We start from the raw sequence: 18,378 nt of genomic DNA, 5'->3' as shown, positions 1-18,378 counted from the left end.
GTGGGAAGCGTCGCTACTGTGGCGCACAACCCGTCCTCCTCCTCCCGAAGGATCCTCATGGCACGCACGGCGCACGCAGACGACTTCGCGCTCTCCCGAGTGACTCCGGAGGCCCGCAAACCCTGGTTCGGAATCGCCGTGCAGCGATTCGGACAGGTCTCGGCCCTCTCGCAGTTCCTCCTCGGCGCGACCCTCGGCTACAGCATGACCTTCGGCGAGGCCGTCCTCGCCTTCCTGTTCGGCTCGCTCATCCTCGAGGTGATCATGTGCGTGGTCGGCTTCATCGGCCAGCGCGAAGGCCTGAACACCGCACTCCTCGCCCGCTGGACCGGCTTCGGCGAGATCGGCGCCTCGCTGGTCGGCCTCGCGATCGGCATCAGCCTGATCGGCTGGTTCGGCATCCAGTCGGCCATCTCCGCCCAGTCTCTCGACGCGCTCATGCCCGGTGCCCTGCCGGTGTGGGCCTGGAGCCTCATCTTCGGTCTTGCCGTCACCGCGATCGTGGCCTTCGGGTTCGTGGGGATGCAGTGGCTCGCGAACATCACCGTGCCGCTGTTCCTCATCCTGGTCGGCTGGTCGGTCATCTCCGAGCTCACCCGCCACGACATCGGCGAACTGCTCACCGGTCCTGCCCCAGGCCCGACCATGAGCGTCTGGGCCGGGACCGGCATCGTCGCCGGCGGTCTCATCGTCGGTGCGATCATCACCGGTGACATGACCCGCTTCAACCGCTCCCGCGCCGACGTCATCAAGCAGACCGTGGTCGGCGTCTCGCTCGGTGAGTTCGTGATCGGCCTCGCCGGCGTGCTGCTCGCCCACGCGGCCGCCAGCGGCGACATCGTCGCGATCGTGACCTCGTCGGTCGGCTTCATCGGTCTGTTCATCGTGCTCACCGGCACCCTGAAGATCAACGACTGGAACCTGTACTCCTCCACGCTGGGGCTCGTGAACTTCATCTCGACCGCGTTCGGCAAGAACCTGCACCGCGTCACGACAACCATCGTGCTGGGCATCGTCGGGTCCGTGCTCGCCGCAGTCGGCATCCTCGGCCAGTTCACCGAGTTCCTGATCGTGCTCAGCGTCGCATTCCCGCCGATCGCCGGGATCATGGTCGCCGAGTACTACATCGTGCGTCGCTGGCGCCCCGAGCTCGACGCCACCCGAGAAGCCGGCACATTGCCGGCGACGGCACCGCGCATCGTGCCCGCGACCATCGTCGTCTGGCTCGTCTCGGCACTCGTCGGATACTTCGTCACGTGGGGCATCCCGTCCCTGCTCAGTCTCTTCCTCTCCATGGTGCTGTACATCGTGGCGGGCAAGCTCGGCTGGGTGCGCGGGGTCGGAGTCGCCACGACGCGACAGGCGGCCCCGATCGAAGAAGCGGCAGCAGCGGCCTGACCGGCCCTGAGACAGACATCCCCTCACCGGAAAGCGAGAATCATGCACATCGGCATCGACGTCGGCGGCACCAACACCGATGCCGTCCTCATGGACGGCACCCGCACCCTGGCGGGGGTGAAGCACTCGACCACACCCGATGTGACGAGCGGCATCATCCAGGCGATCGAGGATCTGCGGGTCGGACACGCCTTCGCCGGTGCGGACATCGACGCCGTGATGATCGGCACGACGCACTTCATCAACGCCCTGGTGCAGGCCAGCCGTCTCGCGCCCGTCGCCGCCCTGCGCCTCGGACTTCCGGCGACGCGCGCACTGCCGCCGCTGGTCGACTGGCCGGAGGTGCTGGTCGAGGCGACCCAGGCCCGCAGCTACCTCGCGCACGGTGGCTACGAGTTCGACGGCAGGCCGATCTCGCCCCTCGACCCCGAGGAGATCCGCGCGCACGCCGAGGACATGAAGGCGCACGGCATCCGCTCGGTCGCCATCTCCTCGGTCTTCAGCCCGGTCAACCACGACCTCGAAGTGCAGGCCGCCGAGATCGTCGCGTCGGTGCTGGGGGATGATGCCGCCATCTCGTTGTCGCACGAGATCGGACGGATCGGGCTGCTGGAGCGCGAGAACGCGACGATCATCAACGCCGCGCTCCGTGAGCTCGCCTCCGAGATCGTCGACGGGCTCACCTCGGCGGTGCGTGCCCAGGGCATCGAGGCGCCGATCTTCCTCAGCCAGAACGACGGCACGCTCATGGACGAGGAGTACGTGCGCCGCTACCCGGTCGCCACCTTCGCCTCCGGACCGACGAACTCGATGCGCGGAGCAGCGGCCACCAGCGGTCTCGACGACTGTGCCGTGATCGATGTCGGCGGCACGACCGCCGACATCGGACTGCTGATCAACGGCTTCCCCCGGGAGACGGCGAACGAGGTGAAGGTCGCCGGCATCCGCACCAACTTCCGGATGCCGGACGTGCTCTCCCTCGGCATCGGCGGCGGCAGCATCGTCGATGAGGAGACCGCGGAGGTCGGACCGGCATCGGTGGGGTACCGGCTGACCACCGAGGCCCTGGTCTTCGGCGGTTCCACGCTCACCGCCACGGACATCGCGGTGGCCGCGGGTCGCGCCCAGGTGGGCGATGCGAGCAGGGTCGCACACCTCGACCCCGTGTTCGTGCAGCGAGTGCTCGCCCGCATCGCCGAGCGCGTTTCCGAAGCAGTCGACCGCATGCGCACCTCGCCGGAGCCCATCGCCGTGGTGGCCGTCGGCGGCGGATCCATCCTGCTCCCCGACGAGCTGCCCCTGTTCGGCACCGTGCACCGACCGGAGAACTACGCGGTCGCGAACGCCATCGGCGCATCGATCGCCCAGGTCGGCGGCGAGATCGACAAGGTCTATGCGATCGAGCCCGGTCGTCGCGATGAGACGATCGCCGAAGTCCGCGCGGAAGCTGTCGACAAGGCGATCGCGGCGGGTGCGAAACCCTCGACGGTATCGATCATCGACTTCGACGAGGTTCCGATCCCGTACCTCCCCGGCAACGCCACGCGCATCCGCGTGAAGGCCGTCGGCGACCTCGACATGGGGGCGTGATATGAGCTGGACCATCACGTCTGCGCACATCGACGGACTCGCCCGCGGTGCTGCCGTCCTCGGCACGGGTGGGGGAGGAGACCCCTACATCGGAGCACTCCTCGCCCGTCAGGCGCTGGCCGCCGGTGAGGTCACGGTCGTGGGCCTCGACGAGGTGCCGGACGACGCTCTCGTGCTGTTCGTCGCGATGATGGGCGCACCGACCGTCATGGTGGAGAAGCTGCCGAGTCTCGCCGAGGTCGTCGAGCCGGTCAAGGCGCTCAGCATCCATCTCGGCCGTCCGATCACCCACATCGCGTGCGCCGAGGTCGGCGGAGTCAACTCGACCATCCCGATCGCGGCCGCCGCAGCACTCGGTCTGCCACTCGTCGACGCCGACGGGATGGGACGTGCCTTCCCCGAGCTGCAGATGGTGCTCCCGACCCTCTACGGGGTGACCGCCTCCCCTCTCGCGTTCAGCGACGAGAAGGGCAACACCGGCGTGCTGCAGACGGTCGACAACTCCTGGACGGAGCGCATCGCCCGCGTGGCCTGCGTGGAGATGGGCTGCTCGGTCATGATCTCCGGGTTCTCGATGTCGGGTTCCGCCGCACGTGAGTCGCTGGTGGCGGGCTCGCTCTCCCGATGCATCGAGATCGGCGAGCGCATCACGGCGGCGCGGGACGCGAAGACGGACCCGGTCGATGGCGTCGTCGATCTGCTCGGCGGGCGTGAGCTGTTCGACGGCAAGGTGGTCGACGTGCACCGGGCCACCACGACCGGCTTCGCCCGGGGGCGCGCGCGCATCGACGGCGACGGCGGGGCGACGCTGACCCTGCAGTTCCAGAACGAGCATCTGGTGGCGGAAGCCGACGGCGTCGTCCTCGCGACCACGCCCGACCTGATCATGGTGCTCGACGGCGAGTCGGGTGAGCCGATCACGACCGAGGCGCTGCGCTACGGACAGCGGGTGCGGGTGATCGCGGCTCCGGCCGACGAGCGCTGGCATTCGCAGGCGGCGCTCGCGATGGTCGGCCCCGGGTACTTCGGGTACGACATGGATGCGCACCGCTTCGACGGCAGCGTCTCCGTCGGAACCGCTGCGGCGGGAGCCGCCGTATGAGCTGGCAGCTCACGGCCGCCGACCTGCCCGACCTCGCCAGGGGCGCGACGCTGCTCGGTACCGGCGGGGGAGGCGATCCGTACATCGGCAAGATGCTCGTCGAGCGCGTTCTCGGCGAGGGCAGCATCACGATCCTCGACCCGGATGAGCTCCCCGACGATCTGTTCGTGATCCCGACAGCGCAGATGGGGGCGCCGACCGTGATGATCGAGAAGATCCCCGCGGGCACGGAGCCCACCCTGGCGTTGCGCACGCTCGAAGAGCACCTGGGGCGCAAGGCCGATGCGACGATGCCGATCGAATGCGGTGGCATCAACTCCATGATCCCGCTCATCGTCGCCGCGGAGACCGGGCTTCCCGTGGTCGACGCCGACGGCATGGGACGGGCGTTTCCCGAGCTGTCGATGGAGACCTTCGCCGTGTACGGCGTGCACGGATCGCCTCTCGCCCTCGCCGGCGAACGGGGCGAGAAGGTCGTGATCGACACGGGCGACGACGACCGGCAGATGGAGTGGCTCGCCCGCGGGATCACCATCCGTCTCGGCGGCGTCGGGCACATCGCCGAGTATGCGATGACCGGAGCCGACGTGCGGAGGACGGCCGTGCCACGCACGATCTCGATGGCGCTCGCGCTCGGTCGCGCGATCCGCCTCGCGCGCGAGGAGCATCGCTCGCCGTTCGAGGCGATCGCCCGCACGCTCTCGACCACCCTGTACCCGCACCTGCGCGAACTCTGCGTCGGCAAGGTCGTCGACGTCGAACGCCGCACGACCGAGGGATTCGCGAAGGGGCGAGCCGTCATCGCACCGGTGGGCGCGGACGAGGGCGACACGTTCGAGATCTCGTTCCAGAACGAGAACCTCATCGCGCACCGAGGCGAGACGCTCGTCGCGATCGTCCCCGACCTGATCTGCGTGGTCGATCACGAGACGGCCGAGCCCATCACGACGGAAGGGCTCCGGTACGGTCAGCGCGTCCGGGTACTGGGTATCTCCACTCCGGAGATGATGCGAACGCCCGATGCCCTCGCCGCCTTCGGACCTTCGGCGTTCGGCCTCGCAGCGGAGTTCGCTCCGATCGAAGCGCTGGCCGCGGGTGAGGGCGTTTCTCCCTAGGCTGGAGCGCATGATGCTGCAGCGCGACGACCTCACGGCGCTCGCCCGCGGCTATGCGCTCCTCGGCTCCGGCGGCGGTGGCTCGACGACCATGCTCGAGCTGATGCTCGCCGGAGCCGAGGGCTGGCCGATCGAGGTCTCACCGGTCGCGGCGCTGGACCCGGCAACGCCATGCCTGGGTGTCGCCTTCGTCGGCTCCACGATGCTGCTCGGTGAGCGGCTCCCCGGGGCGAACCCGTTCGCCCGGCTGCTGGGCGCGGTCGAACGCTGGATCGGCCATCCGGTGCCGGCCGTCTGCTCTCTCGAGGGCGGGGGCATGAACGGCCTCGCTCCGCTGACGCTCGCAGGTTCACACGTGATCGTCGACGCGGACTGCACCGGTCGCGCAGTGCCCGGCCTCGACCAGATGTCGTTGTTCGTGGATCAGGTGCCCGGTCTCGTGTTCGCGTGCGACACGGGGTCCGACGGCGTCGCGCTCGTCGAGGCGCACCGCGCGATCGACGCCGAGAGGGTGGTGCGGTCGGCGATCGTCCAGGCGGGCGGGGTCGGATGTGCCGTGCTCGGCGGGTTCACGGTCGGCGATCTGACGGAGCACGCGATCGGTGGACACCTCGCCTACGCGCTCGAACTGGGCCGGGCCTACCTCGCAGCCTCGGCAGCACCCCTCCCTCTGCTCGCGGACGTCCTCGGGGCGGAACTGCTCGCCGAGGGTCGCATCATCTCGGTATCGCCCTGGGCGCACGATCCACACGTGAACGCGGTGGAGATCAGCGGTCTCACCGGCGCAGTCCATCGCGTGGTCAGCCGCTCCGAGACCCTCGCGGTGCTCACGGATGGCCGTCTCGTGGCGTCGGCGCCGGAGATCATCGTGGTCGTCGACGCGATATCGCGCGAGATCCTCGAGGTGACCGAGCTCCGGCTCGCGCGCACGGTGGCGGTGCTCGCGATCCCGGCGCCTCCCTGGTGGAACGCCAGAGCGGACCGACGCGCGAAGGTGCTGCCCTCGGCGTACGGCCTCGAGGGTGTGGACGCCGCGTGAACGAGAGACTGCAGCTGAGCGCGCTGCTCGCCCACTCCGAGAACGGCGCCCTCAGGCGTGTCGCCGGACCCGCGGATGCACTGTGGGATGCCGTCGCGGTGGGGGCGAGTGAGGCAGAGCTGGTCGAAGCCGGCACCGGCCGACTCGCGATCATCACGGCGGCAGCGCCGACATCGACCTGGCAGCAGGATGCACTGCTGCGCCGCCTGCGTGATCGCGGGTACTCGGGGCTCGCCCTCCCCGGAGCCGCCTCGTTCGACGCGGGCGCGTTCCGCCTCGCAGACCGTATCGGCCTCTGCCTGCTCGATGTCGAGCGACCGATCCAGCTCGCGAGGGCCTGCTGGATGCTGATCGAGGCGCGGGATGCGTTGACGCTCAGTCAGGTGCGCAAGGTCGCCCAGTCCTTCGAGTACGCCGCCGATGACCTGGCCGACCTGCTCGGCCACATCGCCGCGAACCTCGGCGTCGGAGCTGCGCTGATCGACTCGTCCGGCGTGCTCCAGGAGGCGGGTGCTCACCTGGACGAGCGGCTGCACGCCGCGATCGGCTTCGAATCCTGGCTGGATCGGACGAGCATCGGGGATGCTGCGGCCGCATCGGTGCGCGTGGACAGCCCGGGGCGCAGCGGTCTGCGGCTCGTGCTGTTCGGCCGGGGGCTCGGTGAGGCGCAGGTGCAGTCGCTGTCCGTCGCGGCCGAGGTCGCGATGCCCGCCGTCGCCGCACGCATCCTGATCGACGAGGTGGCGGCCGTGAACGACGTCGCGGTGTCGTCCGGACTGCTGCGGGACTTCGTCGACCTGCACGGTGCGGCGGATGCCGACGTCGAACGACGGATGCTCGAGCGCGGGTGGCGCACCAGCGGACATCACCTCGGCTTCCGGATGGTGGCACGGAGCCGCCTCGACTCCTTCTCGCTGCTGCGTACGGTCAGCGCCGGCCTTAGCGCTATCGACGGCGAGGCGCATGCGACGACGGCCGGTCGTGGACTGAGCGGGTGGCTGACCTTCGCCGAGTCGCCGGATCCGGATCAGGTGGAGCGGGCCGTCGCCGCTCTGCGGGACCTGCATCTCGGGGTGCTGCGCGATTTCGCCGTCGCCACCGGGGTCGGCTCGCTCCAGGGCGGTTCGGAAGGCCTCGCAACGACGCTCGATGAGGCGGGCGACGCGGCGCGCATCGCGGCATCGCGGTCAGCGACGGGATGGTTCGTACGGGTGGACAGTCTCGGACTGGAGCAGCTTCTTCTCGCGTGGACCGGCAACGACACGTTCGTTCCCGCGGCGGAATCGCTGTTGGCTCCGCTGCGGGAGGGAGGCGGCGAACTGCTCGTCACGCTCTCGGCCTACCTCGACCACGAATCGGGCATCGCCGCGACCGCGACTGCGCTGGGCCTGCACCGCAACACCGTGACCATGCGGATCAGACGCGTGCAGGAGCTTCTCGGCATCGACCTGACCGACCCGGAGGCGCGCCTCGCCCTGCACCTCGCATGTCGCGCGGTGCAGCCGCGTTGAGCCGGGGAGTCTTCACTCCTGCGGGTCGCCGTGCAGCATCCACGGGATGCCGAACCGGTCCACGAGCATCCCGAACAGTCCACCCCACGGGGGCACGTCGAGCGGCATGGTGATCGTCGCCCCGTCCGAGAGCCCGTCCCACACGGTGCGGGTGGTCTCCTGCGAGTTCCCGCTCAGCGAGACCCAGAATCCCTGCGGCTTCTCGTAGGGCATGCCGTCGGGGGTGTCCGAGGCCATCAGCACCAGACCGTCCGGAGTGTCCAGCTGCGCATGCATGATGAGGTCCCGCTGGCTCGGATCCTGCACCATGTCGGGGAACTCCCCGAACGTGTTCACCACGAGGTCGCCCCCGAGGACGCGTTGATAGAACTCCATCGCCGCGCGGGCCTCGGTGCGGAAGGACAGGTACGGGTTGAGAGCGGGCATGAGAACTCCAGGAGGCTGACACGGACGACACGGCCGGCGCCGCTGAGGCTCAGTCTGCGCCGCGGTCGTCGTGCCCGCAAGAGGTTCAGGCCGGGAGCGCTCTGACCGCGGCGGTGAGTACCTGCGGCACGGTCGGGACGCCGGCGGCGCGGAACACTTCGAGGCCACTGGCGTCGCGGATGATCACCGTCGGTGTGACCTCGATGTCGAGTCTCTCGGCGGTATCCGGGTCTCGCGCGACGTCGATCTCCGTGATGGTCGCGTCGGGAAGGAAGCGTGCCGCCTCGGCCAGCACGGTCCTGGTCCGTGCACACGCGCCGCAGAACGACGACGACACCAGGGTCAGTTCCATCCGCACCTCCTCGGACGCTCTCGCGTCATCACCACAGGTGCAACCTCCGCCCGGTTCGTCGTGTTCCCCGACCGGCTCCAGGACGCTATTGCGCGGCGAGCCACTCGGCGAAGCCCTGGTGCCCGAGGTCGGCGTCGGGGCCGGGGAGCGCATGGCCCGCCCTCATCCCCGCCATCTGCGGCCCCGGCACGTTCACGGTGGGCACCCAGCCGCGGTATCCGCGACGTCGAGCGAAAGCGCGGACCATGTCGGACAGCTGCTCCTCGCGGGGTCCGGCGAGGTCGCGTACCCGGCCCTGCGGTTCCGCCCCTGCCAGTGCCGCGAGACGTGCGCCCACCTCACGGGCTGCCACAGGCTGGGCGCGGGCGTTCGGGGCGAGGTGGAGCGGTCCGAGCTTCGCCCGCTCGAACATCTGCCCGGCGAACTCGTGGAACTGCGTCGCTCGCAGGATCGTCGACGGCACGCGGGATCCCTCGACGATCTTCTCCTGGGCGATCTTGCCGGCGTAGTAGTCGTACGGGATGCGGTCGATCCCGACGATCGACAGCAGCACGAGATGTCCGACACCCGCGTCGGCAGCCGCAGCGGACAGGTTCCCGGCCGCCGCGGTGAAGAACTCGATCGCCGTGCTCGCCTTGAGGGTCTCGACGCTCACGACATCGATCACCGCATCCGCGCCGGCGAGTGCCTCACCCACGCCCTGCCCGGTCACGAGGTCCACTCCTCGGGATCGGCTGAGGACGACGGCGTCGTGGCCGGCCGATTGCAGCGCCTCGACCGTGTGTCGACCGACGGTCCCGGTTCCTCCTGCGACGGCGATCCTCATGTGCGTTCTCCTTCGTCTCGGTCCATCCTCGTCTTTTTCGCCGAGCCGGACGAGCGCGAACGCAGTCGGAAGGCTCGCGATGAGCGGATCCGCCGCTGAGTACGATGGCGCTGTGACCACATCGACCGTGCGCCCCGGCATCGCCGAGAGGCTTTCGCAGATGATCCGGATCCCGACGGTGTCGGCCGAACTCGATGAACGCGGCTCGGCTCCGTTCGAGGAGTTCGTCGCGCTGATCGCCGAGCTCTACCCGTTGACGCACGAGAGGCTGCGTCTGGAACGGCACACCGAATTCGGCCTGCTGTTCCACTGGAAGGGGAGCGGGAGTGCTGCGGCGGACGAGGGGCCCGTCGTGCTGATGGCGCACTACGACGTCGTCCCCGTCGACGAGAGCGACGCCTGGACACACCCGCCCTTCGCGGGCGTGATCGCCGGCGGATCGGTCTACGGTCGAGGTGCTCTCGACGACAAGGGGCCGCTGATTGTGATCCTGGAGGCGGTCGAGAATCTGCTCGCCGACGAGTTCGTCCCGCCCCGCGACGTGTACCTCTCCTTCGGCGGCAATGAGGAGACGTACGGACGCGCCGCCGAGGAGATCGCGCGGGTGCTGCGCGACCGGGGAATCGTCCCCTGGCTCGTCGTCGACGAGGGCGGTGCCGTCGTCGATGCGCCCTTGCCGTTCGTTCCCGGACGGGCCGCGATGATCGGTGTCGGCGAGAAGGGTGTGATGACCCTGCGGCTCTCTGCACGGGGCGAAGGCGGCCACGCCTCGGCCCCGCCGACCCTCACGGCGGTCCGCCGCATCGCCAGGGCTGTCGACCGACTCGGCCCGACGACCTTCCGCCCCCGTGCCTCGAAGGCGATCCTCCGGATGCTGTCGCAGTTGGCCGCGCAGACGCCGGGCACGGCTCGCCACCTGCTGCGGTTCCTCGGCTCTGCGCCGCTGCTGACCGCGCAGATCTTCGCCGCGCTGGGTGGTGAACCGGCCGCTCTCGTGCGCACGACCGTCGCGCCGACGATGCAGTCCGGAGGAACCGCGGCGAACGTGCTGCCGTCGCAGGCTTCGGCCACCGTCAACCTGCGCATCGCGCTCGGGGAGACCACGCAGCAGACGGTGTTCCGGGTGCGCCGGCGGGTCCGCGATCCGCTCGTCGCGGTCGAGGTCGTCGAAGCGAGCGAACCGTCGCCGGAATCATCGACCGATAACGCTCAATTCGCTCTGCTGGCCGACGCGCTCGAGGTCGCGTTCCCCGGCGTGCCTGCCGTCCCGTATGTGATGATGGCGGCCACCGACTCGCGACACTTCCATCGCTTCTCACCCGCGGTCTATCGGTTCGCGCCGCTGGACATGTCGAATGCGCAGCGCGCGTCGATCCACGGCGTCGACGAGAGCGTGGAGATCGCCGCGCTGGAACGGGGAGAGCGGTTCCACAGGGCGCTGCTCGAACGGCTAGGGTGATCTCACCCTCCCCTCGGAGCCTGCCGGGGGACCCGAAGCAGAAGCAGGAGACGCGATGACGCGCACCCGCACCCTGGGCACCCTCGCCGTCGTGGTCGGCTTCCTTGCCTTCGTGGAGTTCACGAGCGGTGTGCTGCAGGGGTACTACACCCCGATGCTCACGGACATCGCCCGCCATCTGGGCATCCACGACGCCGACGTGAACTGGCTCGAGGGCACGCAGCTGATGCTGTCGGCACTCGTCGTCCCGGCCTTCGCCAAGCTGGGCGACATGGTCGGGCACAAGCGCATGCTGCTCATCTCCACCGCGGTCACGGCGGCCGCGGCGCTGGTGCTGCCCTTCACCGATTCGTTCCCGGTGTTCCTCGCCGCGTGGGCGCTGATGGGCTTCTACGTCGTCTGGCTTCCACTCGAGATCGCCCTGATCTGGTCGCGTTCGCGCCGCATGGAGGGTCGGTCGTCGATCACCGCCAAGGCTGCGGGGCTGCTCGTCGCCGCTCTCGAGGGCGGCGCGATCATCGGCGCCCTGGTCGGCGGTGCGCTCATCGACGTGCTTCCCCTCACCGTCGTGCTGCTGGTCCCGGCCGTGCTCATCGTGGTGTGCTTCTTCGTGATCCTCTTCGGGGTCAAGGAATCGCCGGAGCCCACCGGCGGTGTCTTCGACACGGTCGGCCTCGTGCTCATCTCTCTCGCCCTCGTCTGCTTCACCGGCGGGCTCAGCCTGCTCCGCCTGGAGGGCGGTCTGACCAACCCGTGGTCCTGGGCGGTGGTGATCCTCGGCGTGCTGCTCGTGGTCCCGTTCGTGCTCTGGGAGCTGCGCTGCGCAGACCCGCTGATCGACGTGCGCATGTTCCGCTCGCCCGCGCTCGGACCGGTGTTCCTCACGGCCGGGCTCTTCGGCGTCAGCGTGCTCGGCGCGCAGGCCCCGCTGTCGACGTTCGCGCGCACCGACCCATCGGTGTACGGCTACGGTCTGGGCACGACCGGCTTCGCCACCTCGTTGATCATCGGCGTCTACCTCATCGCCATGATCACGGGGGCGCTGCTGTTCCCGGTGGTGGCGCGGCGTGCCACACCGCGGGTGACGCTGATGGGAGCGTCGATGCTGGTCGGCATCGGCTTCCTCCTCTTCCTGCCGTTCCACGGCTCCTATGCGCAGGTCATCACGAACATGGTGGTCGTGGGGCTCGGGTCCGGGGCACTGGTCGCGGCGCTCCCCGCGGCGGCGGCCTCCGCGGCTCCGGCCACGCAGACCGGCGTCGCGACGGGCCTGACGAATTCGGTGAAGACCGTGGGCGGAGCGATCGCGTCGTGCGTCTTCGGCATCGCGCTCCTGCACGGCGTCGCGAGCACCGCCGGCGCGACGGATGCCACCGCCGGTTCGCTCGCCGGGTACTTCACGGTGTGGATCGTCTGCGGGGTGACGGCGCTCGTCGCCGCCGTGATCCTCGTGTTCGTCCCGAAGACCGCATTCACCGATCGTGCCCCGGAGGTCGAGGTCGCGCCGGCGCTCTGAGCGTCAGGCCCGCAGGTGGAGCGCGTTCACGATCCGCGGCCATGCGAGTGCGCCGAGCTCCGCGTCGGCGGCGGGAGAGCCTCCCCGCGCCATCGTCACTCCTGCGGTCACGGCCGATTCGCCGGGGAGCAGCAGTCGGTGCCCCGCGTCCGGGTGAGTGATCACCGTCGTGTCCAGACCCTTCGCCGTGCGGCGTTCGACGAGCTCGCGGGCGAATCGGATGCTGGGCCAGACCCGGTCGTCGCCGCCGGCGACGAGCACGACGACACCGTCGATGTCCTCCGCCCGGATCGCGGCGGATGCGGCGGCCGAAGGGTCACGATCGACGCTCGACTCGTACAGAGCACGATACTCGGGCGGGTCGGTCGACGGCGTCCACGACGGAGCGAACGGGACGAACGGCATCGGGGTACCCCGACGGGTCCAGTGCGACGACCAGGTCCCCTCTGAGTTGCCAGCCCAGACGACAGAGGACGGGGCGACGGCGACCGTCGCATCGATCGGGTGCAGGGACGCGGTCACCAGCGCCGCCTCCGCTCCGAACGATGTTCCGAAGATCGCCACGCGATCGGCGTCACGACGCAGCAACTCCACCTCTTCGACAAAGGTCTCGATCGGCACTTCGTGCGGGGCAGGGCGCTGGCTGATGCCGCCGAACCAGCGGATGGCCCTCACACGGGCGCCGTGCCGTGCCAGCATCTCCGCCCGCTCGACCTCCACACGCCCGCTGGATCCGGCGAGGAGCAGGACAGCCGTGCCGCACGGGTTCTCCGGGAAGGCATCGTGGCGGTCGGCCGGGTGCACCCCGCTGCTGTGTCGAGGCGTCATCGTCACTCGCGGTCGAGGCCGAACGTGCGTTTGACGAGCGCCTGCACGTCGCGGTCGAGACCGTCGATGCGGGTGTTCACGGAATCGAAGCGGGTGTTCACGGAATCGAAGCGGGCATTCATCTCGGTGCGCAGCCCATCGATCTGGCCGTTCATCTCCGTACGCAGGCCCCCGATCTCGCTGCGGAGGATGCGGACGAACAATGTCGAGACGACGGTGAGCGTGCTGAACATCAGCACGGTGAACGACCCGATCATCGTCCAGATCTGCGCGTCGTTCATGACTCCCACTCCCTCATCGTCGCATCGATCCGGCAAGCCTGCCAGAGCGCAGGAGCCGAAGATATCGGTTGCCCACGATCCGTGGATGACACGCTCTCCGTCGCGTCGGTGCAGGAAGGACTGGGCGGGGGAGGCCCCGCCCAGTCCCGGTCAATCGCCCTTCACGTTGACGACCTGCCGCAGCGTGTGCCGGATCGACACGAGGCTCGCGGCATCCGCCATCACCCGGTCGATCGGCTTGTACGCCTGGGGGATCTCGTCGATGAACGCGTCGGTGTCACGGAACTCGATGCCGGCCATCGCCACACGTAGCTGCTCGTGAGTGAAAGTCCGTCGCGCCGCGGACCGCGAGTACTCCCGGCCGGCGCCGTGCGGCGAGGAGCTCAGCGACTGCGGGTCACCGAGCCCTTCCACCACGTACGAGGCGGTGCCCATCGATCCGGGGATCAGACCCGGACGACCGGCGTCCGCCTGGATGGCGCCCTTCCGGGACACCCATACCTGCTTTCCGTAGTGCTTCTCCGACTATGTGAAGTTGTGGTGGCAGTTGATCCGCTCCTGCTCCTCGACCGGAGTGCCGAGGAACTCCGACACCTGGCGGACGACCCGATCCATCATCTCCTCCCGGTTCAGCAGGGCGAAGTGCTGTGCCCACCGCAGCTCCCGGATGTATCGGGTGAACTCCGGTGTGCCTTCGACGAGATAGGCCAGGTCGGGGTCGGGGAGGTCGATCCACCACTGCTTCGCGAGCCGCTGCGCGACACCGATGTGGTGGCCGGCGATCTTGTTGCCGACGCCTCGCGACCCCGAGTGCAGGAACAGCCACACCCGGTCGAGCTCATCCACCGACACCTCGATGAAGTGGTTCCCGGATCCCAATGTGCCCAGCTGCAGGCGCCAGTTCCCGGCGTACTGTGCGGGGTCGAAACCGCTCTTCTCTGCCAGCTGCTCGAGCTCGGCGATGCGCGGCTCGGCTGTGGCCACGACCTTGCGGTTGTACCGGCCGGCCGACAGCGGGATGGCACGCTCGATCTGCTCCCGGAGCTCGGCGAGTTCGCGGCCGTCGAGGTCGCTCCTCGTGAACTGCGTGCGGACGGCGATCATGCCGCAGCCGATGTCGACGCCGACGGCGGCGGGGATGATCGCGCCGAGCGTCGGGATGACCGAGCCGACCGTCGCCCCCTTGCCGAGGTGCGCATCCGGCATCAGCGCCAGGTGCGGGTGGATGAACGGCATGCGGGCCGTGGTGTGCGCCTGAGCGAGTGTCTTCTCGTCGATCAGTGACGCCCACGACAGCAGCCGTGCGGAGAGCCTCTCCATGATTCCTTTCCTTGTGGTGGTGTTCAGCCACAGGTCAGGGGAGTCTCCAACGGAAGAACGCCCCGGACCTGACGGTACGGGGCGTTGCGAGAGCGGATGCTGTCACACGACGCGTGCCGGAGGGTACGACTCGTAGCGGTCATTGCGCTTGTGCTGAAGCTGCAAGACCGCGGCGATGGGGAGGTTCCGCTGCGCGGTCATCCGTCGACTCCTCGGCTGGTGTGCTGCACCGATCGGCACAGCTTTGCCACCCTAGGGCGCGACACGCCCGGGAGTCAACTCGCCTCGCGAGGAGGGTTGTACATGAACTCGATCCGGATGCCGTCGGGGTCTTCGACGAAGGAGGCGAAGTAGCGCTCCGAGTAGCGGGGGTACTCCTTGGGCTCGCGCACGGCCGTCCAGCCGGAATCCACCGCGATCGCGTGCAGGCGTTCGACGTCGTCGCGCGAGGGCACCGCGAACGCGATGTGCTGCCAGCCCACGCGGCCGTGTCGGTGCGGAGTGGTGTCGTCATCCCAGGTGTAGAGGATGATCTCGGTCTCGTCGCCGTTGTTCCACGAGATCGAATGATCGTTCGCTCCGCCGCTGACATACCCGAGGGCGGAGAGCACGGGATGGAACTGCGCCCTGCCGCGTTCGAGGTCGGTCACGGTGATGCCGAGGTGATCCAGAAGTGCCATGTGCCGAGTCTCCCAGCAACGGCCGACGTCGCACTAGTGCGGCGCGTGGTACTCCGCCTCGCCGCGCTTCCAGTACCCCTTCACGACTGCTTTCGCACTGTCGACGCCCCACCGTTCGAGCAGTGCCCTGCCCGGCTTGACGATCGACTGCTCGGCGGCGACGAAGACGAACGGGTCGAGGCCGACCGTGTCATCGGCCGTCAGCCCCTCGAGGAAGGCGATGAGGGCGGAGCCGGAGGGCTTCTCTCCCCGGTGCAGCCACTCGACCTCGACCGGGGCCTCGACCTCGACCTCTCGGCCGGGGTTCACCGTCTCGATCACGATGCGTGCAGGAGTGCCGTCGGGGATGAGCGCGGCGAACCGTCGGATCGCGGGGATCGCCGTCTCGTCGCCGACCAGCAGCCACGATCCGGGCTCGCCGACCAGCACGGCCGTCCCGCGGGGGCCGCCGACGCCGATCGTGGATCCGAGGGGCGCGTTCGCCGCCCAGGGGGCGGCGACTCCCTGGTCGCCGTGCACCGCGAACTCGACGTCGAGCCAGTCGTCGCCCCAGGCGAGCGGCGTGTACTCGCGGCTGGGGGAGGCGCGCAGCTCCTCGACGGAATCCGTCGGGCCCGCGGGGAAGAACAGGCGCATGTGGTCGTCGGAACCGGGCGAATCGAAGCCGGCGAGATCCGAGCCGGTCAGTCGCACCCGCACGAAGTCCGGCGCCAGCCATTCACGCGCGCTCAGTGTGACGTTGCGGAAGCGCAGCTCGAGGCCGCGACGCTCGATCGAGAAACCGGATTTCGTATCGCTCATAAAGTAAGGCTAACCTAAATGGGACGGCGCGGGTGATCCCCGTGCGTCGCCCCGGCGCCCATCGTGTGCGCACCGATCCCGCAGAACAGGAGTCTCTCCATGTCCGTGCCCAGAACCCTCACCGCTACGAGTGCCGCTCTCGTCGGCCTCCTCGCCCTCGCCGGGTGCACCTCCGGAGGCTCGGAGGAAACGGAGAAGACCGAACCGGCAGCAGCCACCGTCACGATCGAGGACAACACGGGCACGAAGGAGATCGCCACCCCACCCGCATCGGTGGTCGCCCTCGACAACCGCACCTTCCAGACGCTCTCCGACTGGGGCGTCGAGCTCTCCGCCGGGGCCGTGGCACTCATGCCGGAGACCGTGTCGTATGTGAAGGACGACGGGATCGTCGACATCGGCCTGCACAGCGAGCCGAACCTCGAAGCCGTCGTCGCCGTCGAGCCCGACCTGATCATCAGCGGCCAGCGTTTCACGCAGCACAACGCGGCGATCGCGGACCTCGTCCCCGACGCCACCATCGTCGACCTCGAGCCGCGTGACGGCGAGCCCTTCGACGAGGAGCTCAAGCGCCAGGTCACGGTGCTCGGCGAGATCTTCGGCAAGCAGGACGAGGCGAAGAAGCTCGTGGACGACTTCGATGCCGCCGTCGAGCGCGCGAAGGCCGCATACGACGACGCCGACACCGTGATGGCCGTCAACACGTCGGGAGGCCAGATCGGTTACCTCGCGCCGACCGTCGGCCGATCGCTGGGACCGATCTACGACATCCTCGGACTCACGCCCGCTCTCGAGGTGGACGATGCGAGTGACGACCACCAGGGCGACGAGATCTCCGTCGAAGCCATCGCCTCCTCGAACCCGGACTGGATCCTCGTGCTCGACCGCGATGCGGTGTTCGCCGCTGAGACCCCCGACTACGTGCAGGCGGCCGAGATCCTCGAGAGCTCCGAAGCCCTCGCCTCGGTCACCGCCGTGAAGGAGAAGCAGCTCGTCTACATGCCGACAGACACCTACCTGAACGAGGGCATCCAGACCTACGCCACGTTCTTGAACGACCTCGCCGACGCCCTCGAGAAGAGCGCGAAGAACTGAGCTGACGCGGCGGCATCCGGGTGATCCGGATGCCGCCGCCGCACCACCATGGTCTCCACAGACATCGCTTCGCCGCCCCGCAACGCCGGGCGGCTCTTCGACGTGAAGCTGCTCATCGGCGTGCTCGTCGTCGCCGCCCTGCTCGTGATCTCGCTCTTCACGGGTGTGTACGACATCGCCGGCGCGGACGACGGCGCGCAGATGTTCCAGATCACACGTATCCCGCGCACGGTCGCCCTCGTCCTGGCCGGCGCCTCGATGGCCATGGCGGGACTGGTGATGCAGCTGCTCACCCAGAACCGCTTCGTCGAGCCGACCACGACGGGTACCACGGAGTGGGCAGGGCTCGGCCTCCTCGCCGTCATGATCCTCGTGCCGCAGCCGTCCCTCCCGCTGCGGATGGCCGGTGCGGTACTGGCAGCCTTCGTGGGCACCATGGTGTTCTTCGCGTTCCTGCGGCGGGTGGCGCTCAGATCATCCCTGATCGTCCCGATCGTCGGCATCATGCTCGGTGCCGTGGTGGGTGCTCTCTCGACCTACCTCGCTCTGGCCACGAACTCGCTGCAAATCATCGGCGTCTGGTTCGCCGGCAGCTTCACCTCGGTGATGCGCGGCCAGTACGAGATGCTCTGGATCGTGGCCATCATCGGCGTGATCGTCTTCATCGTCGCCGATCGACTCACCATCGCCGGACTCGGCGAAGAGATCGCGACCAACGTCGGGGTGAACTACAACCGGATCATCCTGCTCGGCACCGTCCTGATCGCTGTCACCACCGGCGTGGTCACCGTCGTCGTGGGAAATCTCCCCTTCCTCGGATTGATCGTGCCGAACATCGTCTCGATGGTGCGCGGCGACGATCTGCGCAGCAACCTGCCCTGGGTGTGTCTGCTGGGGATCGGGATCGTCACGGTCTGCGACATCATCGGGCGCACGATCATCATGCCCTTCGAGGTCCCGGTCTCGCTGATCCTCGGGGTCGTCGGCGCCGTGGTCTTCGTGCTCCTCCTGCTCAGGCAGCGTCGACGTGGCTAACGGC

The 18,378-nt window shown here is 68.8% G+C and carries 17 protein-coding genes and 1 pseudogene; 10 read left to right on the top strand and 8 right to left on the bottom strand.

Annotation, left to right across the window (positions count from 1 at the left end; genetic code table 11):
• Positions 1-57: 57 nt before the first annotated feature.
• From AX744_RS04755 to AX744_RS04730, 6 genes are read left to right on the top strand one after another with little or no spacing between them, the layout of a single operon-like run.
• Positions 58-1,398, top strand: a complete 1,341-nt coding sequence (locus AX744_RS04755) for a purine-cytosine permease family protein (RefSeq protein WP_058630433.1) — start codon at positions 58-60, stop codon at positions 1,396-1,398.
• Positions 1,399-1,440: 42 nt separating this feature from the next.
• Positions 1,441-2,988 (top strand): hydantoinase/oxoprolinase N-terminal domain-containing protein, encoded by a 1,548-nt coding sequence (locus tag AX744_RS04750; RefSeq protein WP_046747269.1) that lies wholly within the window; start codon positions 1,441-1,443, stop codon positions 2,986-2,988.
• 1 nt (position 2,989) lies between these two features.
• A complete protein-coding gene (locus AX744_RS04745) occupies positions 2,990-4,090 on the top strand; it encodes a DUF917 domain-containing protein (RefSeq protein WP_061015545.1) in 1,101 nt (366 codons plus the stop codon).
• A complete protein-coding gene (locus AX744_RS04740; protein WP_061015544.1) occupies positions 4,087-5,205 on the top strand; it encodes a DUF917 domain-containing protein in 1,119 nt (372 codons plus the stop codon). The genes AX744_RS04745 and AX744_RS04740 overlap by 4 nt, the downstream gene beginning before the upstream one ends.
• Positions 5,206-5,215: 10 nt before the next feature.
• The gene (locus tag AX744_RS04735) at positions 5,216-6,244 is read left to right on the top strand and encodes an S-methyl thiohydantoin desulfurase domain-containing protein (protein WP_046747272.1); all 1,029 of its coding nucleotides are present in this window, start codon (positions 5,216-5,218) and stop codon (positions 6,242-6,244) included.
• Complete coding sequence (locus AX744_RS04730; RefSeq protein ID WP_061015543.1) at positions 6,241-7,755, top strand: PucR family transcriptional regulator; 1,515 nt, start codon at positions 6,241-6,243, stop codon at positions 7,753-7,755. The genes AX744_RS04735 and AX744_RS04730 overlap by 4 nt, the downstream gene beginning before the upstream one ends.
• Positions 7,756-7,767: 12 nt before the next feature.
• Here the strand turns inward: AX744_RS04730 and AX744_RS04725 are convergent, their stop codons facing one another.
• From AX744_RS04725 to AX744_RS04715, 3 genes are all read right to left on the bottom strand, one after another.
• Positions 7,768-8,181 (bottom strand): VOC family protein, encoded by a 414-nt coding sequence (locus tag AX744_RS04725; protein ID WP_061015542.1) that lies wholly within the window; start codon positions 8,179-8,181, stop codon positions 7,768-7,770.
• An 85-nt stretch (positions 8,182-8,266) separates the two neighbouring features.
• The gene (locus AX744_RS04720; RefSeq protein ID WP_061015541.1) at positions 8,267-8,533 is read right to left on the bottom strand and encodes a thioredoxin family protein; all 267 of its coding nucleotides are present in this window, start codon (positions 8,531-8,533) and stop codon (positions 8,267-8,269) included.
• 85 nt (positions 8,534-8,618) lie between these two features.
• Positions 8,619-9,359: an SDR family oxidoreductase gene (locus AX744_RS04715; RefSeq protein WP_061015540.1), complete on the bottom strand. Its 741-nt coding sequence runs from the start codon at positions 9,357-9,359 to the stop codon at positions 8,619-8,621.
• 112 nt (positions 9,360-9,471) lie between these two features.
• Here AX744_RS04715 and AX744_RS04710 point away from each other — a divergent pair, with 112 nt between their 5' ends.
• On the top strand, positions 9,472-10,818 hold the full coding sequence (locus AX744_RS04710; RefSeq protein ID WP_082738403.1) for a M20/M25/M40 family metallo-hydrolase: 1,347 nt from the start codon (positions 9,472-9,474) through the stop codon (positions 10,816-10,818).
• A 55-nt stretch (positions 10,819-10,873) separates the two neighbouring features.
• Positions 10,874-12,334 carry an MFS transporter gene (locus tag AX744_RS04705; protein ID WP_061015538.1) on the top strand — a complete coding sequence of 487 codons (1,461 nt, stop codon included), beginning with the start codon at positions 10,874-10,876 and terminating at the stop codon, positions 12,332-12,334.
• Positions 12,335-12,337: 3 nt separating this feature from the next.
• On the opposite strand, the gene AX744_RS04700 is transcribed toward AX744_RS04705, so the two are convergent.
• From AX744_RS04700 to AX744_RS04680, 5 genes and pseudogenes are all read right to left on the bottom strand, one after another.
• Entirely contained in the window at positions 12,338-13,162 is an 825-nt protein-coding gene (locus tag AX744_RS04700) for an acyl-CoA thioester hydrolase/BAAT C-terminal domain-containing protein (RefSeq protein WP_061015537.1), read from the bottom strand.
• 2 nt (positions 13,163-13,164) lie between these two features.
• On the bottom strand, positions 13,165-13,443 hold the full coding sequence (locus AX744_RS04695) for a hypothetical protein (protein ID WP_218867779.1): 279 nt from the start codon (positions 13,441-13,443) through the stop codon (positions 13,165-13,167).
• A gap of 150 nt (positions 13,444-13,593) precedes the next feature.
• A pseudogene (locus AX744_RS04690) lies at positions 13,594-14,763 on the bottom strand (RtcB family protein).
• Positions 14,764-15,038: 275 nt separating this feature from the next.
• Positions 15,039-15,443: a VOC family protein gene (locus AX744_RS04685; protein WP_061015535.1), complete on the bottom strand. Its 405-nt coding sequence runs from the start codon at positions 15,441-15,443 to the stop codon at positions 15,039-15,041.
• Between the two features lie 33 nt (positions 15,444-15,476).
• Complete coding sequence (locus AX744_RS04680) at positions 15,477-16,244, bottom strand: siderophore-interacting protein (protein ID WP_061015534.1); 768 nt, start codon at positions 16,242-16,244, stop codon at positions 15,477-15,479.
• A gap of 99 nt (positions 16,245-16,343) precedes the next feature.
• Here AX744_RS04680 and AX744_RS04675 point away from each other — a divergent pair, with 99 nt between their 5' ends.
• Together AX744_RS04675 and AX744_RS04670 are read left to right on the top strand one after the other, a co-directional pair.
• Entirely contained in the window at positions 16,344-17,339 is a 996-nt protein-coding gene (locus AX744_RS04675; protein WP_061015533.1) for a siderophore ABC transporter substrate-binding protein, read from the top strand.
• Between the two features lie 48 nt (positions 17,340-17,387).
• Positions 17,388-18,374: an ABC transporter permease gene (locus AX744_RS04670; protein ID WP_046747284.1), complete on the top strand. Its 987-nt coding sequence runs from the start codon at positions 17,388-17,390 to the stop codon at positions 18,372-18,374.
• Positions 18,375-18,378 lie beyond the last annotated feature (4 nt).

The organism is Microbacterium sp. CCH5-D1 (assembly GCF_001557335.1).
Taxonomy (GTDB): Bacteria; Actinomycetota; Actinomycetes; order Actinomycetales; family Microbacteriaceae; genus Microbacterium; species Microbacterium oxydans.
Note: the sequence above shows the minus strand (reverse complement) of the source record. Positions and strands in the feature narration are given on the sequence as shown.